Source organism: Arthrobacter sp. GAS37 (genome assembly GCF_044908325.1).
In the GTDB taxonomy this organism is placed as follows: domain Bacteria; phylum Actinomycetota; class Actinomycetes; order Actinomycetales; family Micrococcaceae; genus Arthrobacter; species Arthrobacter ramosus.
Genome location: NZ_JBIYDB010000010.1, coordinates 1 through 19,827, shown reverse-complemented (window position 1 = coordinate 19,827; position 19,827 = coordinate 1). Strand labels below are relative to the sequence as shown.

The 19,827-nt window shown below is 64.2% G+C and carries 20 protein-coding genes; 11 read left to right on the top strand and 9 right to left on the bottom strand.

The annotated features are described in order from the left end of the window. Window positions 1-4: 4 nt before the first annotated feature. Window positions 5-355, bottom strand: a complete 351-nt coding sequence (locus tag ABH924_RS10530) for a YciI family protein (protein WP_234753028.1) — start codon at window positions 353-355, stop codon at window positions 5-7. Between the two features lie 132 nt (window positions 356-487). Between ABH924_RS10530 and ABH924_RS10525 the strand changes: the two genes are divergently transcribed. Continuing rightward, window positions 488-1,630, top strand: a complete 1,143-nt coding sequence (locus ABH924_RS10525; protein ID WP_404498627.1) for a glycerate kinase — start codon at window positions 488-490, stop codon at window positions 1,628-1,630. Window positions 1,631-1,885: 255 nt separating this feature from the next. Next, complete coding sequence (locus ABH924_RS10520) at window positions 1,886-2,350, top strand: GatB/YqeY domain-containing protein (RefSeq protein WP_404498625.1); 465 nt, start codon at window positions 1,886-1,888, stop codon at window positions 2,348-2,350. Between the two features lie 51 nt (window positions 2,351-2,401). Here ABH924_RS10520 and ABH924_RS10515 read toward each other — a convergent pair whose 3' ends face one another. Next, window positions 2,402-3,754: a uracil-xanthine permease family protein gene (locus ABH924_RS10515; protein WP_404498624.1), complete on the bottom strand. Its 1,353-nt coding sequence runs from the start codon at window positions 3,752-3,754 to the stop codon at window positions 2,402-2,404. A 187-nt stretch (window positions 3,755-3,941) separates the two neighbouring features. On the opposite strand from ABH924_RS10515, the gene ABH924_RS10510 reads away from it, so the two are divergent. Beyond that, the gene (locus ABH924_RS10510) at window positions 3,942-4,547 is read left to right on the top strand and encodes a malonic semialdehyde reductase (protein ID WP_404498622.1); all 606 of its coding nucleotides are present in this window, start codon (window positions 3,942-3,944) and stop codon (window positions 4,545-4,547) included. A gap of 221 nt (window positions 4,548-4,768) precedes the next feature. Then, window positions 4,769-5,269, top strand: coding sequence for a 2'-5' RNA ligase family protein (locus tag ABH924_RS10505; protein ID WP_404498620.1), 501 nt, complete (start codon window positions 4,769-4,771; stop codon window positions 5,267-5,269). A 6-nt stretch (window positions 5,270-5,275) separates the two neighbouring features. On the opposite strand, the gene pgm is transcribed toward ABH924_RS10505, so the two are convergent. Next, a complete protein-coding gene (pgm, locus tag ABH924_RS10500; protein WP_404498618.1) occupies window positions 5,276-6,952 on the bottom strand; it encodes a phosphoglucomutase (alpha-D-glucose-1,6-bisphosphate-dependent) in 1,677 nt (558 codons plus the stop codon). 207 nt (window positions 6,953-7,159) lie between these two features. Here pgm and ABH924_RS10495 point away from each other — a divergent pair, with 207 nt between their 5' ends. Beyond that, window positions 7,160-7,780, top strand: a complete 621-nt coding sequence (locus ABH924_RS10495; protein ID WP_404498616.1) for a DUF4190 domain-containing protein — start codon at window positions 7,160-7,162, stop codon at window positions 7,778-7,780. An 81-nt stretch (window positions 7,781-7,861) separates the two neighbouring features. Here the strand turns inward: ABH924_RS10495 and ABH924_RS10490 are convergent, their stop codons facing one another. Genes ABH924_RS10490 through ABH924_RS10480 form a run of 3 tightly spaced genes read right to left on the bottom strand, consistent with a single transcriptional unit; the run spans window position 7,862 to window position 11,589 of the window. Further along, window positions 7,862-9,331 carry a peptide MFS transporter gene (locus tag ABH924_RS10490; RefSeq protein WP_404498614.1) on the bottom strand — a complete coding sequence of 490 codons (1,470 nt, stop codon included), beginning with the start codon at window positions 9,329-9,331 and terminating at the stop codon, window positions 7,862-7,864. A 58-nt stretch (window positions 9,332-9,389) separates the two neighbouring features. Further along, complete coding sequence (locus ABH924_RS10485) at window positions 9,390-10,847, bottom strand: amidase (RefSeq protein WP_404498612.1); 1,458 nt, start codon at window positions 10,845-10,847, stop codon at window positions 9,390-9,392. Then, window positions 10,840-11,589: a Type 1 glutamine amidotransferase-like domain-containing protein gene (locus ABH924_RS10480; RefSeq protein WP_404498610.1), complete on the bottom strand. Its 750-nt coding sequence runs from the start codon at window positions 11,587-11,589 to the stop codon at window positions 10,840-10,842. Before ABH924_RS10480 ends, ABH924_RS10485 begins: the two co-directional genes overlap by 8 nt. A 196-nt stretch (window positions 11,590-11,785) precedes the next feature. Between ABH924_RS10480 and ABH924_RS10475 the strand changes: the two genes are divergently transcribed. The 3 genes from ABH924_RS10475 to ABH924_RS10465 all read left to right on the top strand — a co-directional run bounded on the left by ABH924_RS10475 (window position 11,786) and on the right by ABH924_RS10465 (window position 13,468). Beyond that, window positions 11,786-12,112, top strand: coding sequence for a rhodanese-like domain-containing protein (locus ABH924_RS10475; protein ID WP_234754882.1), 327 nt, complete (start codon window positions 11,786-11,788; stop codon window positions 12,110-12,112). A gap of 30 nt (window positions 12,113-12,142) precedes the next feature. After that, entirely contained in the window at window positions 12,143-13,090 is a 948-nt protein-coding gene (gene pheA, locus ABH924_RS10470; protein WP_404498608.1) for a prephenate dehydratase, read from the top strand. 129 nt (window positions 13,091-13,219) lie between these two features. After that, window positions 13,220-13,468: a hypothetical protein gene (locus ABH924_RS10465; RefSeq protein WP_234754884.1), complete on the top strand. Its 249-nt coding sequence runs from the start codon at window positions 13,220-13,222 to the stop codon at window positions 13,466-13,468. Between the two features lie 27 nt (window positions 13,469-13,495). On the opposite strand, the gene ABH924_RS10460 is transcribed toward ABH924_RS10465, so the two are convergent. Next, window positions 13,496-14,542, bottom strand: a complete 1,047-nt coding sequence (locus ABH924_RS10460) for a diacylglycerol kinase family protein (RefSeq protein ID WP_404498606.1) — start codon at window positions 14,540-14,542, stop codon at window positions 13,496-13,498. A 111-nt stretch (window positions 14,543-14,653) separates the two neighbouring features. On the opposite strand from ABH924_RS10460, the gene serS reads away from it, so the two are divergent. From serS to ABH924_RS10445, 3 genes are all read left to right on the top strand, one after another. Next, window positions 14,654-15,934, top strand: coding sequence for a serine--tRNA ligase (gene serS, locus ABH924_RS10455; protein WP_404498604.1), 1,281 nt, complete (start codon window positions 14,654-14,656; stop codon window positions 15,932-15,934). Window positions 15,935-16,034: 100 nt separating this feature from the next. Continuing rightward, window positions 16,035-17,054 carry a hypothetical protein gene (locus tag ABH924_RS10450; protein ID WP_404498602.1) on the top strand — a complete coding sequence of 340 codons (1,020 nt, stop codon included), beginning with the start codon at window positions 16,035-16,037 and terminating at the stop codon, window positions 17,052-17,054. 222 nt (window positions 17,055-17,276) lie between these two features. Further along, window positions 17,277-18,122, top strand: a complete 846-nt coding sequence (locus ABH924_RS10445; RefSeq protein ID WP_234754888.1) for an HAD family hydrolase — start codon at window positions 17,277-17,279, stop codon at window positions 18,120-18,122. Window positions 18,123-18,202: 80 nt separating this feature from the next. On the opposite strand, the gene ABH924_RS10440 is transcribed toward ABH924_RS10445, so the two are convergent. Next, a complete protein-coding gene (locus ABH924_RS10440) occupies window positions 18,203-18,916 on the bottom strand; it encodes an aromatic acid exporter family protein (RefSeq protein WP_404498600.1) in 714 nt (237 codons plus the stop codon). Between the two features lie 66 nt (window positions 18,917-18,982). Next, window positions 18,983-19,582, bottom strand: coding sequence for a hypothetical protein (locus ABH924_RS10435; RefSeq protein WP_404498598.1), 600 nt, complete (start codon window positions 19,580-19,582; stop codon window positions 18,983-18,985). Between the last annotated feature and the right edge of the window lie 245 nt (window positions 19,583-19,827).

Here is a 19,827-nt window from a genome sequence, read left to right as displayed (position 1 = left end):
GAAACTATTCCCGGTAGCCCGCGAACGGCCGGACCTCGATTGGCAGCGTGGTGGCTTGGGCGGCTTTGCGTCCCCAGCCAAGTGCCACGTCCAGGTCCGGGGCTTCGATCACCCACAGGCCGCCCACGTGTTCCTTGGCCTCGGCGAAGGGGCCGTCCGTGGTGAGTACTTCGCCGTCGTTCACGCGTACCACCGTGGAGGTGCTGGCCGGGTGCAGGCCGCCCGTGAAAACCCAGGCGCCGGCGTCTCGCATTTCCTGGTTCAGGACGTCAAGATCGGCCATGATTTTGTTGAGGACTTCGGGCTCCGGGGCGGGGCCGTCGGGCTGGTAGATGCTGAGCAGATAGCGTGACATGACTGTTCCTCCTTGGGATGTGGCGCCGGCACCTTGCCCGCGTCTCATCCTCTATACGAACGGCGTGAGCTGTTTTCGACATCTCCACGTACGAATCTGCGAAAAGCTTAGCCCCGCTGGCAGGATGGGAGCATGCGCATCCTGATTGCCCCGGACAAGTTCAAAGGTTCCCTCACCGCCGCAGAAGCGGCTTCGGCGATGGCCGAAGGGGCATTGCGCGTGTATCCGGATGCCGTGGTGACGCAGTTTCCCATAGCCGACGGGGGCGAAGGAACACTGGAAGCAGCTGTGGCGGCAGGCTACGAAGAGCGGATCAATGCCGTCGTCGGCCCCATTCTCAAACCGGTGGGCGCTGCGTGGGCCATCCGGCAAAATGCTTTCGGCGGAGCCATCGCGGTGATCGAAACCGCACAGGCGTCCGGATTGGCACACATGGAGCCGACGCCGGAGAACGCCTTGCGCGCCCACAGCTACGGTTGCGGCCAGCTCATCGCCGCGGCCCTCGACGCCGGAGCCACCGAGATTGTGCTCGGGGTGGGCGGTTCCGCGATGTCCGACGGCGGCAGCGGCGCGTTGCGTGCGCTCGGACTCAAGCCCCTGGACGCGGCCGGAAATGTGGTTCCGCTCGGCGGTGGCTCGCTCGCCGACGTCGTGTCCCTCGACGTCTCCGGGCTGGATCCGCGCCTGACCGCGGTTCGGTTCCGGATCGCCGTCGACGTCCAGAATCCCCTCTTCGGCAGCGACGGCGCCGCGCATGTTTTCGGCCCGCAAAAGGGCGCGGACGAGGACGCGGTGGAACTGCTCGACGCCGGCCTGCGCAACTGGGCTTCCCTGCTGCGGGAAGCTGGCGGACACGACGTCAACGTTCCCGGTGCCGGAGCGGCCGGCGGATTCCCGGCGTCGTTCTTGGCCTTCACCCAGGCGACGCTCGAAGGCGGGTTCGCCCTCGTGGCGGGACTGACGGGGCTTCCCGAACAGCTCGGCGGCGCGGACCTGGTGATCACCGGCGAAGGATCCATGGACTCGCAGTCGCTGACAGGCAAGGCACCCATTGCTCTCGCGGATTCGGCCCACGGGCAAGGCATTCCGGTGATTGTGGTGGCCGGCAGGATCCTGGTGACCCCCGAGGAACTAGCCGGCCACGGAGTGGTTGCTGCAGCGCAGTTGCTCGACGTCGCACAACGTCGGGATGGCGTGCCCGACGCCGCGGACGCCATAGCGAACGCCGCCAAGTACCTTGCATGGGCTACGAGCCAGGTGCTTGAAGGGGTCTAAGTTCCGGTCCACCAAGGGACATGCCCCCCGTTGGCAACGAGGAATGGACATAGTGCGAATATGTCCATTCCTGAGTGCCAAGAGGGGGCATGCTCAACTGGGTTACTCGGCATCACCGGGCAGATAATTAACGTACAAAAGCATGGCTCTGACTTCTGCCATGCACCTACGATGCGACGACCCCGCCCGGGACGCCGTCACCGCCTGCCGGGCTGGCAGCCGGCCAGCATGGCAAATCGAATCGAGGAGCACACCATGTCCACCTTGAAAGAGCGGCTGCACGCAGACGTCGTCAGCCATATGAAGGATGGCAACCGCGTCGCCCTGAACGCCACGCGCAACGTCCTGAGTGAGATCGACACCCGTGAGAAGGCCGGACAGGCGCCGATCCACCTGGACGACACCCAGATCACGGCCATGCTGCAAAAGGAGGCTTCCCAGTATCACGAGGTCGCCCGCCTCTACGAGGAGGCCGGAGAGTCCGAGCGGGCCGCCACGGAGATCGCGGATGCCGAGGTAATCGAGGCCTACCTGCCGGAACCACTGACCGCCGAAGAAGTCGAGTCCATTGTTGACGAGACCATCGCCTCACTGAAGGCCGACGGCGTGGAGTTGAGCCTGATGCACATGGGCTACGTCATGAAGCCGGTCACCGAAAAAGTCGCTGGCCGCTTCGACGGCAAGGCTGTCAGTGAGATTGTCCGCGTGCGCCTGTCATAGCTAAGTGTTCGGCGGGGAGGGCTACCCTCCCCGCCGAACTTATGGAAGCCCCTACTTCTGCTTCCCGCTCCTCTTTGCCGCCGCGTTCATCGCTGCCTTCGCCGCCGGCGGCAGCCCTGCCATCTCCATCTCCGGCTCGGCGACCGTCCCGCGCCAACGGGCTATGCCCTTCATGCCGTGGTAGACCACCAAAGCAGCGGCCGAGCCCAGTGCGATGCCCGTGAACTTGAGTTCGCCGATGGTCCACGTGTAATCCGCGATCCCGATAATCAAAGCAACCGCGGCCGTGGTCAGGTTGATGGGGTTGGAGAAGTTGACCTTGTTCTGCACCCAGATCTTCACGCCCAGGACGCCGATCATCCCGTAGAGCATGGTCGCGGCACCGCCGAGCACCCCAGCGGGAACGGTGGCAATCAGTTCGCCGAACTTGGGCGAGAAACTCAGGAGGATGGCGAAGGCACCGGCAACCCAGTAGGCCGCCGTCGAGTAGACCTTCGTGGCTGCCATGACGCCGATGTTCTCGGCGTAGGTGGTGGTGCCTGAGCCGCCGCCGAATCCGGCGAGGACCGTCGCGACACCGTCTGCCATCAACGCGCGGCCGGAGACGTCGTCGAGGTTTCGGCCAGTCATGGCGGCAACGGACTTCACGTGCCCCACGTTCTCGGCCACGAGCACCAAGACAACCGGCACGAACAAGCCCACGACGCCGAGGTGGAACTCGGGAGTCTGGAAGTGCGGCAGGCCGATCCACGAGGCCGAGTCCATCTTGGAGTAGTCCACTTCGCCGCCCGCCATGGCGGTAAGGTAACCCACTACAACGCCAACCAGGATGCTCAAGCGGCCCAGAATGCCGCGGAATAGGACGCTCACCAGGATGATCGTCACCAGCGTCACGAGGGCGGTCACCGGGGCCTTGTCGAAGTTCGCCTTTGCGGCCGGCGCCAAGTTCAGGCCGATCAGGGCGACGATTGCGCCGGTGACAATAGGCGGCATCGTCCGGTTGATCCACTCAGCGCCGAACTTCTGCACTACCGCGCCGACAAGCGCCAGTACGACGCCGGCAAGCACCACTCCGCCCAGCGCGCCGGGAACGCCGAACTGCTGCTGGGACGCCAGGATAGGGGCGATGAAAGCAAAGCTCGAACCAAGGTAGCTGGGTACCCGGCCCTTGGTGATGACCAGGAACAACAGAGTGCCGATGCCGGAAAAGAGCAGTGTGGTGGCCGGTGGCATGCCCGTGATGATGGGCACCAGGAAGGTGGCTCCGAACATCGCAACGACGTGCTGCATGCCGACGCCGATGGTCAACGGCCACGCCAGCCGCTCCTCGGGTGCCACCACGTGTCCCGGCCGGATCGTCTTGCCGTTGCCGTGCAGCTTCCATTTGGTTCCGAGCATGCTCATCGACGGGAGCCTTCCCTGAAGTTGTGATTGTCCGGGTGCAACCTTACCGCCCGGACGACCTGCCGATTCCGCTGTGTGGAACGTCACGTGGCTTCACGGGAAGAGGCGCGGCGAAGTTGAAGTTGCAACCATGGAAAGCATAAGCGCCCGGCCGTCCACGGCTGCGGGCACAGCGAAAGGTACGCGAATGACGATCGCCCACGAAGAAGCAGTGATTGACGCCGCAGCAGTCGACGCCATCTTTGCCGAAGCCCGCACTGCCAACTCCTTTGCCGGTGAGGTCTCCGAGGAGCAGGCGCGGGCCATTTACGAACTGACCAAGTTCGGACCGACGGCGTTCAACTCCCAGCCGCTGCGCGTCACTTACGTCCGTTCGGACGAGGCCCGCGCCAAGCTCGTCGAGACCCTCTCTCCGGGCAACAAGGCCAAGACCGCTTCTGCTCCGCTCGTTGCCGTGCTCTCCTACGACACCGCTTGGCACGAGCAGTGGGACAAGTTCCTCCCGGTCTACTCCGCCCCGAAGGCCATGTACGACGCCAACCCCGAGTTCACCGCAACCACGGGCAACAACAACGCCCACCTGCAGGCCGGCTACTTCATCCTCGCCGTCCGCTCGCTCGGCTTCGCTGCCGGCCCCATGACCGGTGCCGACTTCGCTGCGATCGACACCGAGTTCTTCCCGGCCGGGGACCAGAAGAGCTTCCTCGTGGTCAACATCGGCCAGCCGGGTCCGGACGCGTTCGGCGAAGCCAAGCCGAAGTTCGCCTACGAGGACGTCGTCCGCACCGTCTAACCCTCGCTCACTTTTGACGTCCTTTTCGCCAACGCCCGCTCACTCTTGTGAGCGGGCGTTCGCGCTTATGGCGGTATATCTGAGCGAGCGTCGGTCCGTGAGGCGGTATATCTGAGCGAGCGTTTTCCTCGACCGACCCTCGCTCACTTTTAGGGTCTTTTCCGACAACGCTCGCTCACGTCTGGTGAGTGGGAGCGGCGCTGCGGTGGCAAAATTTCCTTATGCGGAACCTGATTCTGGTGGCGTTCGTCGAAGCCGTGGCTGACGGGCTGGTCTTCCCGCGTAGTGACTGGCCGCTGCACATCACATTGTTGAGGTTCGACGTCGATCCCTCCGATGATGACGACGTCGCCGCGCGCCTCAGCGAGCTCGTCACGGCGCCCGCGATGGGCGCCTTAGGGGCGGATCTCACGGTAGGGCCCGACGCCGGATTCGGTCACCAAGGGTCCATCCCGGTCAGCCTCGTGGAACACCATCCCGTTTTGCAGGGCCTGCACGAGGAGTTGTTCGACGCTGTGGCAAGCGTCGGAGGGCGCGTGGCAACCCCGCGCTACGTCATGGAGCACTACCGCCCGCATATTTCGCATCACGACGGCAAGCGCCCCAAGCCGGGTGACGCCGTCGTGCTCGACCAGATCGCGCTGGTGGACATGGCGCCGGAAGGCAACCACACCATTCGCCGAATCCTCAAGCTGTGGCGCCTCCCGGCGGAGCCAAACTAGCGAGGGCTAGGAGATCACGCCGTCCACGAGCGCCTTGGCCTCTTCCTGGACCTGCTTGAGGTGCTCGGCACCCTTGAAGGACTCGGCGTAGATCTTGTAGACGTCCTCGGTTCCTGACGGGCGGGCCGCGAACCAGGCGTTCTCCGTGACAACCTTGAGGCCGCCGATTGGGGCACCATTGCCCGGAGCCTCGGTCAGCTTGGCGGTGATTTCCTCGCCCGCAAGCGTGGTGGCCGTGACATCCGCGGCGGAGAGCTTGCCGAGCTTGGCCTTCTGCTCACGCGTGGCAGCGGCGTCGATCCGGGCATAGACGGGCGCGCCGAACTGGTCCGTGAGGCCCTTGTACAGCTGGGACGGCGACTTGCCGGTGACCGCCGTGATCTCCGATGCCAGGAGGGCCAGCAGGATGCCGTCCTTGTCGGTGGTCCAGACGCTTCCGTCGCGCTTGTTGAACGAGGCGCCCGCGGATTCTTCGCCACCGAAGGCGCCCTCGCCGGAGAGCAGGCCGGGGACGAACCACTTGAAGCCCACGGGAACTTCCACGAGCTTGCGGCCTAGTCCAGCGGCTACGCGGTCAATGATGGACGATGAGACGAGGGTCTTGCCGACCACGGACTCCGGGTTCCAGCCTGTGCGGTTGCGGTAAAGGTAGTCGATCGCGACGGCGAGGTAGTGGTTCGGGTTCATCAAGCCGCCCTGCCCGTCAACAAAGGGCGTCACGATGCCGTGGCGGTCGGCGTCGGCGTCGTTTCCGGTAGCGACGTCGAAGGCACCGGTGCCGGCCGAAGCGCTGTCGGACATGCGCTTGATGAGTGAGGCCATGGCCGACGGCGAGGAGCAGTCCATGCGGATCTTCTCATCCCAGTCGAGGGTCATGAAAGCCCACTGCGGGTCCACGGTGGGGTTGACCACGGTCAGGTCGAGCTGGTGACGCTCGCCGATTTCACCCCAGTAGTCCACGGAGGCGCCGCCCATGGGGTCCGCGCCGATGCGGACGCCCGCCGTGCGGATCGCATCGAGATCCAGGACGGATGGGAGGTCGTCCACGTAGCTGCTCAGGAAATCGAACTTGCCCGTGCCATCCGCTTTGAGGGCGTCGTTCAAAGGAATCCGCTTGACGCCGCGCAGGCCGTTTTCCAGGAGCTCGTTGGCGCGGTTGGCGATCCAGCCGGTGGCGTCCGTGTCGGCAGGGCCGCCGTGCGGGGGGTTGTACTTGAAGCCACCGTCGGCCGGAGGGTTGTGGCTCGGGGTCACCACGATGCCGTCCGCCTGGGGCTGGCCGGGGCCGGCTTCGTTGTTGTACTTGAGGATCGCGTGGCTCAGGGCCGGGGTGGGCGTGTAGCCGTGCCGCGCGTCGATCAGTACGTTGACGCCGTTGGCGGCGAGGACTTCAAGGGCAGAATTCTGCGCTGGTTCGCTGAGTCCGTGGGTGTCCTTGGCCAGGAAGAGAGGTCCGGTAATGCCCTGCCCGGTGCGGTATTCCACGATCGCCTGGGTGATGGCGAGGATATGCCCTTCATTGAATGAGGCCTTGAGGCTCGACCCCCGATGCCCGGAGGTGCCGAAGGCAACGCGCTGCGCGGGATCACTCAGATCCGGCGTCACGTCGTAGTACGCGTCAAGAAGAGCGGTGATGTCTACAAGGTCCTGGGGAAGGGCAACAGTGCCCGCACGGCTAGCCATTGACCCAGCATGCCAGACCGTCCGGTGCGCATGAAGAGAAAACCCACTATTGCGGTACCTGTGACTTCGTATTTCCGCTTGACCGACGAAGATTCACTGCCCGTTTACCGGAGTGCGGCATGGGCTTGGGGAGCTGGGGCACCGGAGCTTATGTGCGCCTTCGCTCGGCGGTAGGCTGGGCACAAAGACTCGCAAGGGGGATTTACCGTGACCGACCAGCCAGCCAAACCCGAGAACGCTCCCGAGGGTGACGAACCGCCCAAGGGCTACGAACCGCCGTCGTACATTCCGCCCGCACCCCAACCCGGCGAAATCCCGTACGGCGAGCAGCCGTTTGCCTCGCCGACGGCTTCTGGACCCTACGGCCAGCCACAGCCGCAAGCGCAGCAGCCGCAGGAACCGTATGGCCAGCCCCAGGGCGGTCCGGCTCAATTTGGCCAGCCGGCCTACGGACAGCAGCCGGCCGGCCCCTACGGACAGCCCGCTTCGCCGTATGGGCAACCTCCCCAGGGCCAGCCCGCGTACGGGCAGCCGGCCAGCCCTTACGGACAGCCCGCTTACTATGGCATGCCCGTCGAGCCCAAGGGCCTGAGTATTGCGAGCATGTGCTGCGGGATCGCGGTATTCGTGGGCCTTGGCATCTTCGTCCTGCCCCAGATTGCCGCCGTGATCCTCGGCCACATGGCCCTCAAGAAGGAACCGGCCGGCAAAGGCATGGCCATTGCGGGCCTAGTCATGGGGTACCTCGGCATTGTTGGCGTGATCATATTCTGGGTCTTTATCGCGATTTTTGCTGCGACCGCTTCGCGTTACAACTACAACTACTAGCAAAAACGACGGCGGCCGGTGCGTCTGGCGGTAACCCGCCCAACGCACCGGCCGCCGTCGCGGTTTAAGTCGGCTACGTGACTAACGCACGCCGCCCATCAATTTCTTGATGGCGGGCGAGCCGGCTGCCAAGGCCACGGCGATGACCACGGCCGTGCCGCCGACGCCCAGGAAGTACGGCAGTTCGTTGTCGGGGTTGTACAGTCCGGCCAGGATGCCGGCCAGCGCGGTGCCGAGAGACACCGAGAGGAAGAACAGGGCCACCATCTGGGTGTGGAAGGCCTTGGGGGCCAGCTTGGTGCTCACGGACAGGCCGATGGGGGACAGGAACAACTCGGCCAAGGTGAAGAGGAAGAGGATTCCCACAAGCACCAGCAGCGGGGTCTTTCCGGCCCCGGTCAGGGGGATGAAGGCCAGGAACGCAAGGCCCATGATGAAGAGTCCGGCAGCGAACTTGATGGCGGATCCTGGCTGCTTCGGACCAAGTTTTGTCCACAGGGCAGCCATGACGCCTGCGAAGACGATGATGAATACGGGGTTGATGGACTGTACCCAGGCTGCTGGCATTTCCCAGCCGAAGAGGTTGCGGTCCAGTTTTTCCTCCGAGTACACGGCAATGAACGTGAACTGCTGCTGGAAGAGTGCCCAGAACGCTGCCGACGCGATGTACAGGGGAATGAACGCGACAACACGCTTGCGCTCAAACGGCGTGACCTTCTTGCTCCTGAAGATCAGCGTGAAATAGATCAGCGAGGCGACAATGGCTGCGTAAGCCATGCTGCGGGCCAGGTTGCCGGGGTTGACCACACCGGTCATCAGCAGCCCGGCGATCACGACGGCGATGCCGAGGAAGATGAGCCCGTAACGGCTCCGCTGTGCGGAGGGAAGGGGGTTCGGGACGCGGTGGGCTTCTTCTGGGAGCTTGTTTCGGCCCAGTGCATAGATGACGAGGCCGATCGCCATGCCGATTGCGGCTGCGCCGAAGCCCCAGTGGAAGCCGTTGCTTTCCTGCAGCCAGCCGGTAACGAGCGGTCCGATGAGGGCGCCGAGGTTGATGCCCATGTAGAAGATGGAGAAGCCGGCGTCACGCCGTTCGTCCTTCTCCCCATAAAGCGTGCCGACCAGTGCTGTTGCGTTGGCTTTGAGGCCGCCGGATCCGATACCCACCAGCACCAGGCCTGCCACCAGGCCCGGGATCCCGGGCAGGAGGGCAAGAGCGATGTGGCCGGCCATGATCATGATGGCGGAACCGAAAAGTACCCGTTCGGAGCCGAAAAGCCGGTCCGCCAACCATGCGCCGAGGATCGTGGAGAGGTATACACCTCCGCCGTACGCGCCAACCAGTCCGGCGGCGAGCGATTTGTCGATCGAGAGTCCGCCGTGGTCCGCAGTGAAGTACATGTAGTAAAGCAGGATTCCCTGCATGCCGTAGAAGGAGAATCGTTCCCACATTTCTACGGAGAAGAGGCTGGCCAGCATCTTTGGGTGGCCGAAAAATGACGTATCGCCCGCGTTTTTGGCGGGCGTCCGCGTGTCTAGAGTTGTGCTCATCTAATCCATGGTGACATTGACTGAGCGCATTGTCATATCATTTAGGTGCCTAGGGCAACTATTCGCCGGGGTGGAGCGCTGGTTTTTGCTGCCGCTCAAGCTGCCTTGCGAGCCGCAGGAGCAGGAGCTCGGATCCCTGTTTTCCGATGAGCTGGATTCCCATCGGAAACCCCGTTCCAGGCGTTGGGCCGGTCCAATGAACGGGCACGGTGATCGCCGGCAGTCCGCACACGTTCACCATGGAGGACCAGGGCGCAAACTCGCATTGCTTGCGGTAGTCGTCGTCTGCGTCGCCGGGCCAATCGGGGGCCGGCCATTGCTCGCCTCCGGGCATTGTCCCGGTGAACCAGCCCACGGGCCGTGGCGTCTGTGCCAGCGACGGCGTCAGGACGAGGTCCCACTGGGCGTACTGGGCGACGGTGTCGTGGGTGAACTGCCGCAGGAAGCCGAGCGCTTCGTTGACCTTACCCGCGCTCCGCTGTTGCGCCCGACGCCGGAAGGTCCGGGTCAGCGGGGTCAGCAGGGCTTCGCGCTGGGGCAGGATCCGGGCGCTCCCGACGCCGGCGGTCCAGGCGGTCGTGAACGCTTCCGGATAGCGATTGTCGTAGCGGATCTCGGCGTCGAGCACCGAATGGCCCGCTTCCGTCAGCAGTTCGATGCCCCTGGCGAGGGCACCCAGGGCTTCTTGCTCCGGGGCGAAGGGGAAGGTGGCGGACCACGGGCTGTCCAGGCTCGCGCCGATGCGCAGGGCCGCGGGCGCTTCCTCCAGGCCCGCGAGGTAGCCCCCTTCCGGCCGGATTCCGTGCGGGACGAGGGCATCCATCATGAGCGCAGCGTCCGCGGCGGAGCGCGCCAAGGGACCGGCCACCACGAGTCGTGCCGCGTCCCCGACGCTTTCCCCGGCCGGCACCAAGCCCCGGCCCGGCTTCAGCCCCAGCAGCCCACATGCCGCAGCGGGAATACGTATCGACCCGCCGCCGTCGCTCCCGGGCGCGAAGGGAACCAAGGCCGCCGCAACCGCGGCAGCGCTGCCTCCCGAAGACCCGCCGGAGCTGCGGCTCAATGCGTGTGGATTGCGCGACGGCGGTGCGATGCGGTTTTCGCTATAAGCCGTGAGTCCGAACTCCGGAACCTGAGTCTTGCCCAGTGAGATGGCACCGGCGCCTTTAAGTGTCGCGGCAAGGGCTCCGTCCTCCGGAGCAGGCTTACGGTCCAGGGCACCACTGCCGTGAGTGGTCACGACTCCCGCAACATCGCTGAGGTCTTTGAAAGCCAGCGGCACACCGTGCAGGAGGGGAAGCTCGGGACCTCCGTTGCGCCGGCGAACGTACGCTGCGTCAGCGGCTCGGGCATCGAGCATGGCCTGGTCTGGCGTCACCGTGACGAAGGCGCCCAGCGTATGGTTCAGCTGGCCGATCCTCGCAAGGAAGTGTTCCGTCACCTCAGCTGCAGAGAGCTGACCGGCGGCCAGGGCTTGGCGCAACTCGACCGCGCCGAGTTCGTGGATATCAGCCAAGGAATCGGGACTCCAAACGCTCCTCCACGGCAACGGGAACGGCGTCGGCCGAATCGCCGGGTACCGCGGTGACGCGATAAGCAGCCTTGCCCCTGACTTCGGCAACCACGTCCACAAGTTCCGTGCCCTTGTAAACGAGCCCGACGCCGTCGTCGGTGCAGTGCGTTTCGCCCAGCACACCCTCTGCCACCAACCGGTGAACCAGCGGGCGGCGGCCCGGTTCGGAGTCATAGTGGACACCATTGGCGTAGGGGAGGAAGCCCAGTCCGTTGGTCACTGCGCGCAACTCAGGGCCGTAGGAATCCGTGGTGCCGCCTTCGAACCAACAAATCGAGCCCGCGGACACTCCGGCCAGCACCACACCCTGTTCCCAGACGCGCCTCAGAATTCCGTCCAGTCCATGCGCACGCCACACGGCCAGCATATTGACCACGGAGCCACCGTTGACCCACACCACGTCCTGTTCCAAAAGGTACGCCTCGGGATCGCTGTAATTAGGCATAGTGAAAAGGTTGAGGTGGCTGAAATCGAAGCCCGAAACCCGTGCGGCTTGGTCCAATTCCGCGGCGAACCAACGCTGGTCACCGGAAGCTGTGCCGATATGCGCAACTCGCGGCGCGCGTCCGGCGACTCCGGAGAGTTCGACGGCATGGTGAACCAGGAGGTCGAACTCCATCCTGGTGCGATGACCGGACTTATAGCCGCCGGAGGTTGCCAGGATAGTGGTCTCGCGAGCAGCCATGGTGCCTCCTCCCTGCCTTGAGCGGTCTCGATCGCCACAACGGCGAACATTTAGCGCCAACACTAGTGCCGCGGCGGCGGAGTGAGGAAGTAGCGTAACCTGCCGCGAGGGTTCCCTTGCCGTAGCGAAGCGAGGTAAGGGTAGCCGGCGCGTACTAGGCTTGATTGGAGATCTGAATCAACTGGAAGGGACCCACGTGAGCGATTTCGAGACCGTGCCTGTCGGCGATGTTCCGGCGGACGCGAAAATCCTGGATGTCCGGGAGGATTACGAATGGGTAGCGGGCCACGCCGAGGGTGCATTGCATATTCCCCTTGACCAGATCCCGGCCCGGCTTGACGAACTTGACCCTGACGATGACCTGTATGTCATCTGCCGCACGGGCGGACGGTCCTATCGGGCGGTTCAGTGGCTGGTGGGGCAGGGCTACACCGCCACCAACATCGCCGGAGGCATGGACATGTGGTTCGAGTCCGGCCGCCCGATGGTTTCGGAGAACGGCCTCAAGCCGGTTGTCCTCTAGTCGCGACGCATAACACCTAAGGAATATTCAATGTCGGCGTCCGCGCTCACCTACACCTTCCTCGGTCCGGAAGGCACCTTCACCGAGGCTGCCCTCCTGCAGGTCCCCGGCGCGGCCGATGCCAACAGGGTGCCTTGCACCAATGTGAACACGGCATTGGAAAGGGTTCGCCAAGGCGAGGCGGATGCGGCCATGGTGCCGATCGAGAATTCGGTGGAGGGCGGCGTGACCGCCACCCTGGATGCTATTGCCACCGGAACCGAACTGCGGATCATCCGTGAAGCCCTCGTTCCCATCACGTTCGTGCTGGTTGCCCGGCCTGGAGTTAAGATCTCGGACATCCGCCGGATATCCACCCACGGCCATGCCTGGGCCCAGTGCCGGCTGTGGGTCGACGAAAATATCCCGAATGCGGAATACGTGCCGGGCTCCTCCACGGCGGCAGCCGCCGTCGGGCTTCTCGAAGGCGAGGCGCACTATGACGCCGCCATCTGCGCCCCCCTTGTCGCGGCTGAACGGCCCGGCCTGAATATCCTCGCAGAGAACATCGGCGACAACCCCGGCGCAGTTACCCGCTTCGTCCTCGTCAGCCGTCCCGGTGCACTGACTGAACGCACCGGCGCGGACAAGACCACCGTCGTCGTGCCCCTTCCCGAAGACCGTCCAGGCGCCCTGATGGAAATCCTGGACCAGTTTGCCACCCGCGGAGTCAACCTCAGCCGCATCGAGTCCCGGCCTACCGGCCAGTATCTGGGTCACTACTTCTTCAGTATCGACGCCGACGGCCATGCCTCGGACGCCCGGGTAGCCGATGCTTTGGCGGGCTTGCACCGGATCAGCCCGGCCACCCGCTTCCTGGGGTCCTATGCACGGGCGGACGAGCAGAAAGCCTTGGTTGCTCCGCATACCTCCGACGCCGCGTTCGCATCCGCACATGCCTGGGTTCGGGGCATTCTGGGTGGGGAACCGGGCGCTTGACCGGCCCGAATCCGCTCCGCAAAGCGTTGGATAATTGACTCTTCAACCCCTATCGCGTGGATAAAACTGTGCGTATGCTTGCTTGATCCACAATTGATGGACGCATGCCCCTAACGGAGGGAGCGGGCCATGTCAGGAAATAGCAATGACACCAGCGGCCAGGGAATGATCGTCAACCCCAAGCCCAAGGCGGACAACCAGGACTGGGACGGCGACGACGCCGACCGGGCCGATCGGCTGCGCTTTGAGGAAGAACAGGCTATGATTCGCGAGCAATCGGAAGCGCGCGCGGCCGCCAAAGCCTTGGCAGAACACAAGTTGGCAGAACGCAAGTTGGCAGAACAAAAAGCAACGGAAGCGGCGAAGAACGCCAAATAGCGCGTTGCGCTATCGCACGCGCACCGCTTATTGCACGCGTACCAGGAGAGAACGCGGCTCCACCTTGACGGTGACTTTTGTGGCTTCGCCCGAGGGATCACCGTCAAGTTGCGTGGCCATCGGTTCGCTGCTGCTGATGACCACCTTGCCCGAACGGTAGTAATTCATGACCGGCAGGTTCCGGTTGTGCTTGAACAAGATTTTGGCGTACACCGCGATCCAGCCGATGGCGCTGCGGGGGCTCATGACCACAACGTCCAGGACGCCGTCGTCGATCATCGCCCCGGGGATGAAGTCGATGCCCCCTGGAATCAGGCCGCAGTTGGCGAACAGGACGCTTCGGATTTTCCGGGATTGCTCGGGCTCGTCGTCCATTGCAATGGAGACCCTTTTGCGCCGACCCGGTAGGTGGCGGACGCCCGCCTCGGTGTAGGCCAGCCAGCCGACTGCCTTCTTGAGGCCGTCATTGGTATCGCCCACAACCTCGGCATCCAGTCCCATGCCCGCGATCACCAGGAAAGCATGCTCGGAAGAGGCGCCTGTCCGCTCGTTGTGGATCGCCATTCGGGCGGTGTCGATGTAGCGCTGGTGACCGAAGAGCGCTGTGTGGACGTTGCCCCGCAGATCGTTGACATCCAGATTCACGTTGCGTGCCAGCAGGTTTCCGGTTCCGAGGGGAATCAAGCCCATCGCGACGTCGGTGTGCGCGAGGGTCTCTGCCACGACGCGCACGGTACCGTCGCCGCCGCCGACGAGTACGACGTCGGGCCTATACGCGAGTGCCGCCTTGGTCTGCGAATGGCCAGGGTCCTCCGCGGTGGTGTCGAAGAAACGGGGTTCGTCCCAGCCCGCAAGATGGCAGGCTTCCCGGATGATCCTCCGCGCGTCCTCGGCCTTCGCCTTCACCGGATTGAGGATCACGGCCACCCTTTGCAAGCCGGCTTCGGGCTTGTGAGCGTCTTCGCGCACAGCGCTGCGGGTATGCCTGGCCCTGAGGCGGCGCACGCCCCACCAACTGGAGACGGCGAAGACCACGCCCCCAGCCAGAATCACGTACAGGATCCAGTCGCTCATGGTGCTTCAACCCTATCCCGCTACAGGTGCGGCCGTGCACGGCGGCAGGGGGTGCCTGCCGCCGTCGGGCGCTGGCCGCGGAGCTGCTCGCTCATTCGATACTCTTGTCTGGTGATCGACGTAAAAGACCTCAGCGAAAACCCGGACAAGTTCCGTGCCAGCCAGCGCGCCCGCGGCGCCGACGAGTCCGTGGTGGACGCGATCATTTCCGCCGATGCAGACCGCCGCGCGGCACTGATCCGCTACGAAAACCTCCGTGCGGAGCAGAACGTCTTCGGCAAGAAGGTGGCACAGGCCAAGGGCGAGGAAAAGCAGGCGCTGTTGGCCGAGGTCAAGGAACTGGCCAACTCGGTCAAGGCCGCCTCTGCCGAAGCCGACGCCGCGCAGGCCAAGCAGGAAGAGCTGCTCCGTGTCATCCCCAACCTGATTGTGGACGGTGTGCCCGAGGGTGGCGAGGACGACTTCGTGGTGGTCAAGACGGTCGGGACACCACGCGAATTCCCTGATTTCGAGCCACGGGACCACCTGGAAATCGGCGAACTCATCGGCGCGATCGACATGGAACGCGGCGCCAAGGTGTCCGGTGCGCGCTTCTACTTCCTCCGCGGCGTCGGTGCCCGCCTGGAGATGGCACTGCTGCAGATGGCCATGGACCAAGCCATCGAGGCCGGCTTCGTACCGATGATCACCCCCACTTTGGTGCGTCCGGAGATCATGCAGGGCACCGGTTTCGATGTAAAGCACGACGCCGAGATCTACCGTCTCGCCGAAGACGACCTCTACCTCGTGGGAACCTCGGAAGTGGCCCTCGCCGGCTACCACTCGGACGAGATCCTGGACCTTTCCGCCGGCCCCATCCGCTACGCCGGGCAGAGTTCCTGCTACCGCCGCGAAGCCGGTTCGCACGGCAAGGACACCCGCGGCATCATCCGCGTCCACCAGTTCAACAAGGTAGAGATGTTCATCTACACCACGGTTGAAGAAGCCGCTGCCGAGCACGAGCGACTCCTGGCCTGGGAAGAGGAAATGCTGGCCAAGGTCGAGCTCCCGTACCGCGTGATCGACACCGCGGCGGGCGATCTCGGCATGTCCGCGGCCCGGAAGTTCGACTGCGAAGCCTGGGTCCCCACCCAGAACGCATACCGCGAACTCACCTCTACGTCCAACTGCACCACCTTCCAGGCCCGCCGCCTCAACATCCGTGAGCGGGCGGTCAATGAGGACGGCGTAGCAAAAGGCACCCGCGCCGTCGCGACCCTGAATGGCACGCTGGCCACTACCCGCTGGATCGTGGCCATCCTGGAGCACCACCAGAACCCCGATGGCTCGGTCAACGTCCCCAAGGCACTCCAGAAGTACATCGGCGGCCTTGAGGTCCTGCCCGTTCTGTAGCCCCGGTAGGCGGTACGCACTCGTCCTCCACAGCCCGGCTTTGTCCACATAGAGCCAAAGCACGGCTGACGCTGCGGAACGATCCATGGATAGTAATTCCATGGACATCCCTCCGCAGCTCATTGTCTCCGCCGAGCGGCTGGCTCTCACCGGCTCCACAGCTGTGATTCACCGGCCGTTCAGGGCAGGCCGCCTCGTCCGGCTGAGGCGCGGGTACTACGTGAAAACCTCCACCTGGGTGGAAGCGACACCTGCCCAGAGGTTCGAGTGGTCCGCAGCGGCGGTCGGTCTGGCATTCGACCAGCCGGTCTTTTGCGGTGAGTCCGCGGCTGTCGTGCTCGGCGTCCCGACACTTCGCCCCCCGGAGTTCGTCGATCTAGCTACTTCCTCGGAGCGAATCACGGGACGGCGGCCAGCAACGTTTGTGGTCCACGGAAACAGCGCGCTTGCCGAAAAGGCCCGGAATGCAGGCAACCATCCCATGCGGTACGTCCTTCGACGCGACGCGCAGGCCGTGGTTTCCGGCCATTTTTCGTGCACGAGTCCGGTGCAGACTGCCATGGATGTCATGTGTACCTCGTCCTTCAGCCGCGCGCTGGTTGTAGCTGACGGAATCGCACGAATGCTGTGGCAACAGGGTCTGCTAGGGCAAGGTGCTTGCTTGATCGAACACCCTGGGATCGCCTTGGCACTGGACGGCATCGTGGCTGATGCCACCAAGCACCGGGCAGTCCGCATCGCGAGTTTGGCCCACACGAAGGCCGAATCAGTCGGGGAGTCGTTCAGCAGGGCTGTCATAGAACTGCTGGGCTTTGAGCAACCGCTCCAACAGCACACGATTGTTGACTCCGGCCAGTTCGTTGCCAGAACCGATTTCTGGTGGCCGGAGGAATTGATCGCGGGCGAATTCGATGGCAAGCAAAAGTACGCGGACGAGGACATGCGGGGGGATTGGAGCCCGGAAGAGGTCGTGTATCAGGAGAAGCTACGTGAGGACAGCATCCGTGCCTTGGGGTTCACCGTCGTCAGGTGGAATTGGGCGGATCTGGAGCAGCCAGGCCGTCTTCGGCAGAAGCTCCTCCGCGCCGGACTACGGCCTCGGAGCCGACCCCGGCTCTAGTTTCAGATCCCCTGTCCACAAGCGCCCGAATGGGAAACAGGCTGCGGGATGGGGCTGCGGAATGGGAAATGGGCCGCGTGCCAGGTACCGCCCAGGCCTCGCGCCAGAGCCTCAGGTTAACACTCACACTGTGGACAAACCTGGGAGTATTCACCGCGTGTTAATCCGTTGCTGTGTCCTGCGTCCTAGCTGGTGCCGGGTGAGGTCTGCTTCACTGGAGGCATGACTATTTTGACTGGTACCTCAGTCGCTGGCATCGATGACCAGCGGAATTTGAATCACAAACTCATGATCGCGTTGGACGTCGACGGAACCCTCGTGGATCACGATGGCCACATGTCGCCAAGTGTCCGCGACGCCGCAAGGGCAGTCGTCGCCCACGGACATGACGTCCTGATCGCCACCGGCCGCTCGCTGAACGCCACCTTGCCCATCATTGAGCAGATCGGACTGGATCGCGGGTATGCCGTGTGCTGCAACGGCGGCGTCACGTTGCGGCTCGACCCCCAGCTGGACACAGGCTACGAGATCATTCACAAAGCCACTTTCGATCCCGCCCCGGCGCTGATGGCTCTTCGCGAGCAGCTTCCGTCCGCCAAGTACGCGCTCGAGGACGAGGACGGGAACTTCCTCTCCACCGAGCGGTTCCAGGACGCCAGCTTCGGCGTTGAGGCAATCGGCGTCGACTTCCAGACGATGCTCGATGCCACTGCGGTGCGTGTCGTGGTCTTCAGCAGCGAGAACACGGCTGAAGAATTTTCCACGGCCATTCGCAAGATCGGGCTGTCCGGGGTCACCTACTCGGTGGGCTGGACGGCCTGGCTGGATATCGCCGCCGCCGGGGTCACCAAGGCCAGCGCCTTGGAGCAGTTGCGCCAGCGGCTCGGCACCCACCCCCGCCACACGGTGGCAGTGGGGGACGGCCGCAATGACATCGAGATGCTCAGCTGGGCCGGGCGCGGTGTCGCCATGGGCCAGGCGCCTGAGGAAGTCATCGCCGTCGCGGATGAGGTTACCGCTTCGGTGTACGACGACGGTGCGGCCCTCATCCTGCGTCGCTTGGTGTAACAGCCCCCAGCGGGGCCGGCCGCGGACGCTCACCGCAGCTCAGGCGGCGTCGGAGACCACAGTGATGATACGCCGCAGGCTCATCGCGACCGACGCGGTGGCGTTAACGGACGCGCCGCCTGGACAGCTGTCCGCACCGCGGTCGCGGTACGTGCGAGCTCGCCGCTGCGGCTTGCCCATTCTTCATGGTTCGGTGGCCAGGATTCCGTCATGGCGCTGGCCATGTCCCTGAGTTGCTTGGACAGTGCCCGTTGGTGTCCGTCGATGGCAGGATCGATGCCTTCGAGATGCAGGGGCGGAAAGACCAGCCAGTTCACCGCGAAACCGACTGCCACTCCCATGCCCATTTGCAGGACGTATGCGAAAGAGAATCCCTGCGCATTCGAATAACCCAGGACCAGCACGAACAACGCCGCCATGGGAACCCACTCGGAGGCGCTTCCAAGCCTTGGCAGACCGCCGATAACCACGCCCAGACCGACGACGACGGCCACCGCCAGTACGTTCGGGGCCGTGACTGTGGTCACTGCGAAGGCCATGGCAATGCCCGATGCGAGTCCCAGCAGGCTTTGCAGCCCGTGCTTGGCGGAAGCCGCAACGGTGGGGTGCATGCTGACCAAGACGCCCAAGGGCGCGTAGTAGGGATAGGAGGCGGCCGTCCCAGGCATAAACGGCGCGAGGTACCAAGCCAACCCGGCCGCGACGGCCGTCTTTGCGGCAAACAGGAGTCGGTGGCCTGTGACGGCCTGCCTGAGCGCGGGAAGAAGCCGCCCAAGCTTTGGCTTGGAGATCATGGACTCAAGGTAGGCCGGGAGGAATGGTGTGTCGAGGACGATATGGCCGAAGGCGTGCCGACGCAGTCAGTAAACCTCGAGGATCAACTGCAGCAAGCGGGCTGCGGCCGGCCTGGCAGCGTGCTCCTCCACCCATTGGGCGCGGGCCAGGGCCTTACTTACGGCTTGGGTGCTGATCCCCAGTTCCTGGGCCACGGTCTTCTGTTGTCCACGCACGCCCGGCGTCAGCAAGTCCAGGACGCGCCACTCAGCAACGCTCCGATGCTGCACAATGTGCCCTAGGAGCCGCAGTACTGCCTCCGATTCGGCAGCGAGGGCAGCGATCGGCCCCTCGACGGCCACAGGGACCCGCTCTTTGCCATTCCGCAAGCGGTCCACGGCGCGGCGTGCATAGACCAGGCCGTGTCCGGAGGCGTCCTTGATTTGCTTGGGCAGGGGTTCGTTGACGGGTCCGACGCCGATTCCCACATACCACTGTCCGCTCCGCAGGGCGATGAGCGCTGAATCCACGGCCTGATGCGGGAATTCCACGATGCCCTGGACTTCGTCCTCCACCGAGCGGTCAAAGTCCAAGCACGCAGGGATATGGCGCAAGTCTTTGAGCAGCTGCGGTACGAGGTCCCCGTTGCCGCGGCTGTCGCGTTGGTTGATGGTCAGCGTGAACATGGTGGATCAAACATTACCGGCAGGTAGTTGACTTTCAAGCGGTTAATTCAGAGCGAACTGCTCGTTACGACGGCGGGTGCCCGGCGATTGCGAGCCGATCCGTTCCGCGTCGGGGCCAACCGATTAACGAACGACGGCGGCGGGGGGGGGAGGGCAGTGTAAAGGGCACCCACCGAAGCGGCCCCGGAAACGTGCGGGTCTGCTCAGCCGACGCAATACCGGGGAGCACCCCGTGGAACAGCGAG

What these genes read in the sequence shown, in the direction of transcription:
- ABH924_RS10445 (WP_234754888.1), top strand. Translation starts at nt 17,277, where the DNA reads ATGACTATTTTGACTGGTACCTCAGTCGCTGGCATCGATGACCAGCGG.
- ABH924_RS10480 (WP_404498610.1), bottom strand. Translation starts at nt 11,589, where the DNA reads ATGGCTGCTCGCGAGACCACTATCCTGGCAACCTCCGGCGGCTATAAG.
- ABH924_RS10440 (WP_404498600.1), bottom strand. Translation starts at nt 18,916, where the DNA reads ATGATCTCCAAGCCAAAGCTTGGGCGGCTTCTTCCCGCGCTCAGGCAG.
- ABH924_RS10525 (WP_404498627.1), top strand. Translation starts at nt 488, where the DNA reads ATGCGCATCCTGATTGCCCCGGACAAGTTCAAAGGTTCCCTCACCGCC.
- ABH924_RS10490 (WP_404498614.1), bottom strand. Translation starts at nt 9,331, where the DNA reads ATGAGCACAACTCTAGACACGCGGACGCCCGCCAAAAACGCGGGCGAT.
- ABH924_RS10515 (WP_404498624.1), bottom strand. Translation starts at nt 3,754, where the DNA reads ATGAGCATGCTCGGAACCAAATGGAAGCTGCACGGCAACGGCAAGACG.
- ABH924_RS10450 (WP_404498602.1), top strand. Translation starts at nt 16,035, where the DNA reads ATGGACATCCCTCCGCAGCTCATTGTCTCCGCCGAGCGGCTGGCTCTC.
- pgm (WP_404498618.1), bottom strand. Translation starts at nt 6,952, where the DNA reads ATGGCTAGCCGTGCGGGCACTGTTGCCCTTCCCCAGGACCTTGTAGAC.
- ABH924_RS10460 (WP_404498606.1), bottom strand. Translation starts at nt 14,542, where the DNA reads ATGAGCGACTGGATCCTGTACGTGATTCTGGCTGGGGGCGTGGTCTTC.
- ABH924_RS10465 (WP_234754884.1), top strand. Translation starts at nt 13,220, where the DNA reads ATGTCAGGAAATAGCAATGACACCAGCGGCCAGGGAATGATCGTCAAC.
- ABH924_RS10510 (WP_404498622.1), top strand. Translation starts at nt 3,942, where the DNA reads ATGACGATCGCCCACGAAGAAGCAGTGATTGACGCCGCAGCAGTCGAC.
- pheA (WP_404498608.1), top strand. Translation starts at nt 12,143, where the DNA reads ATGTCGGCGTCCGCGCTCACCTACACCTTCCTCGGTCCGGAAGGCACC.
- ABH924_RS10435 (WP_404498598.1), bottom strand. Translation starts at nt 19,582, where the DNA reads ATGTTCACGCTGACCATCAACCAACGCGACAGCCGCGGCAACGGGGAC.
- ABH924_RS10520 (WP_404498625.1), top strand. Translation starts at nt 1,886, where the DNA reads ATGTCCACCTTGAAAGAGCGGCTGCACGCAGACGTCGTCAGCCATATG.
- ABH924_RS10505 (WP_404498620.1), top strand. Translation starts at nt 4,769, where the DNA reads ATGCGGAACCTGATTCTGGTGGCGTTCGTCGAAGCCGTGGCTGACGGG.
- ABH924_RS10530 (WP_234753028.1), bottom strand. Translation starts at nt 355, where the DNA reads ATGTCACGCTATCTGCTCAGCATCTACCAGCCCGACGGCCCCGCCCCG.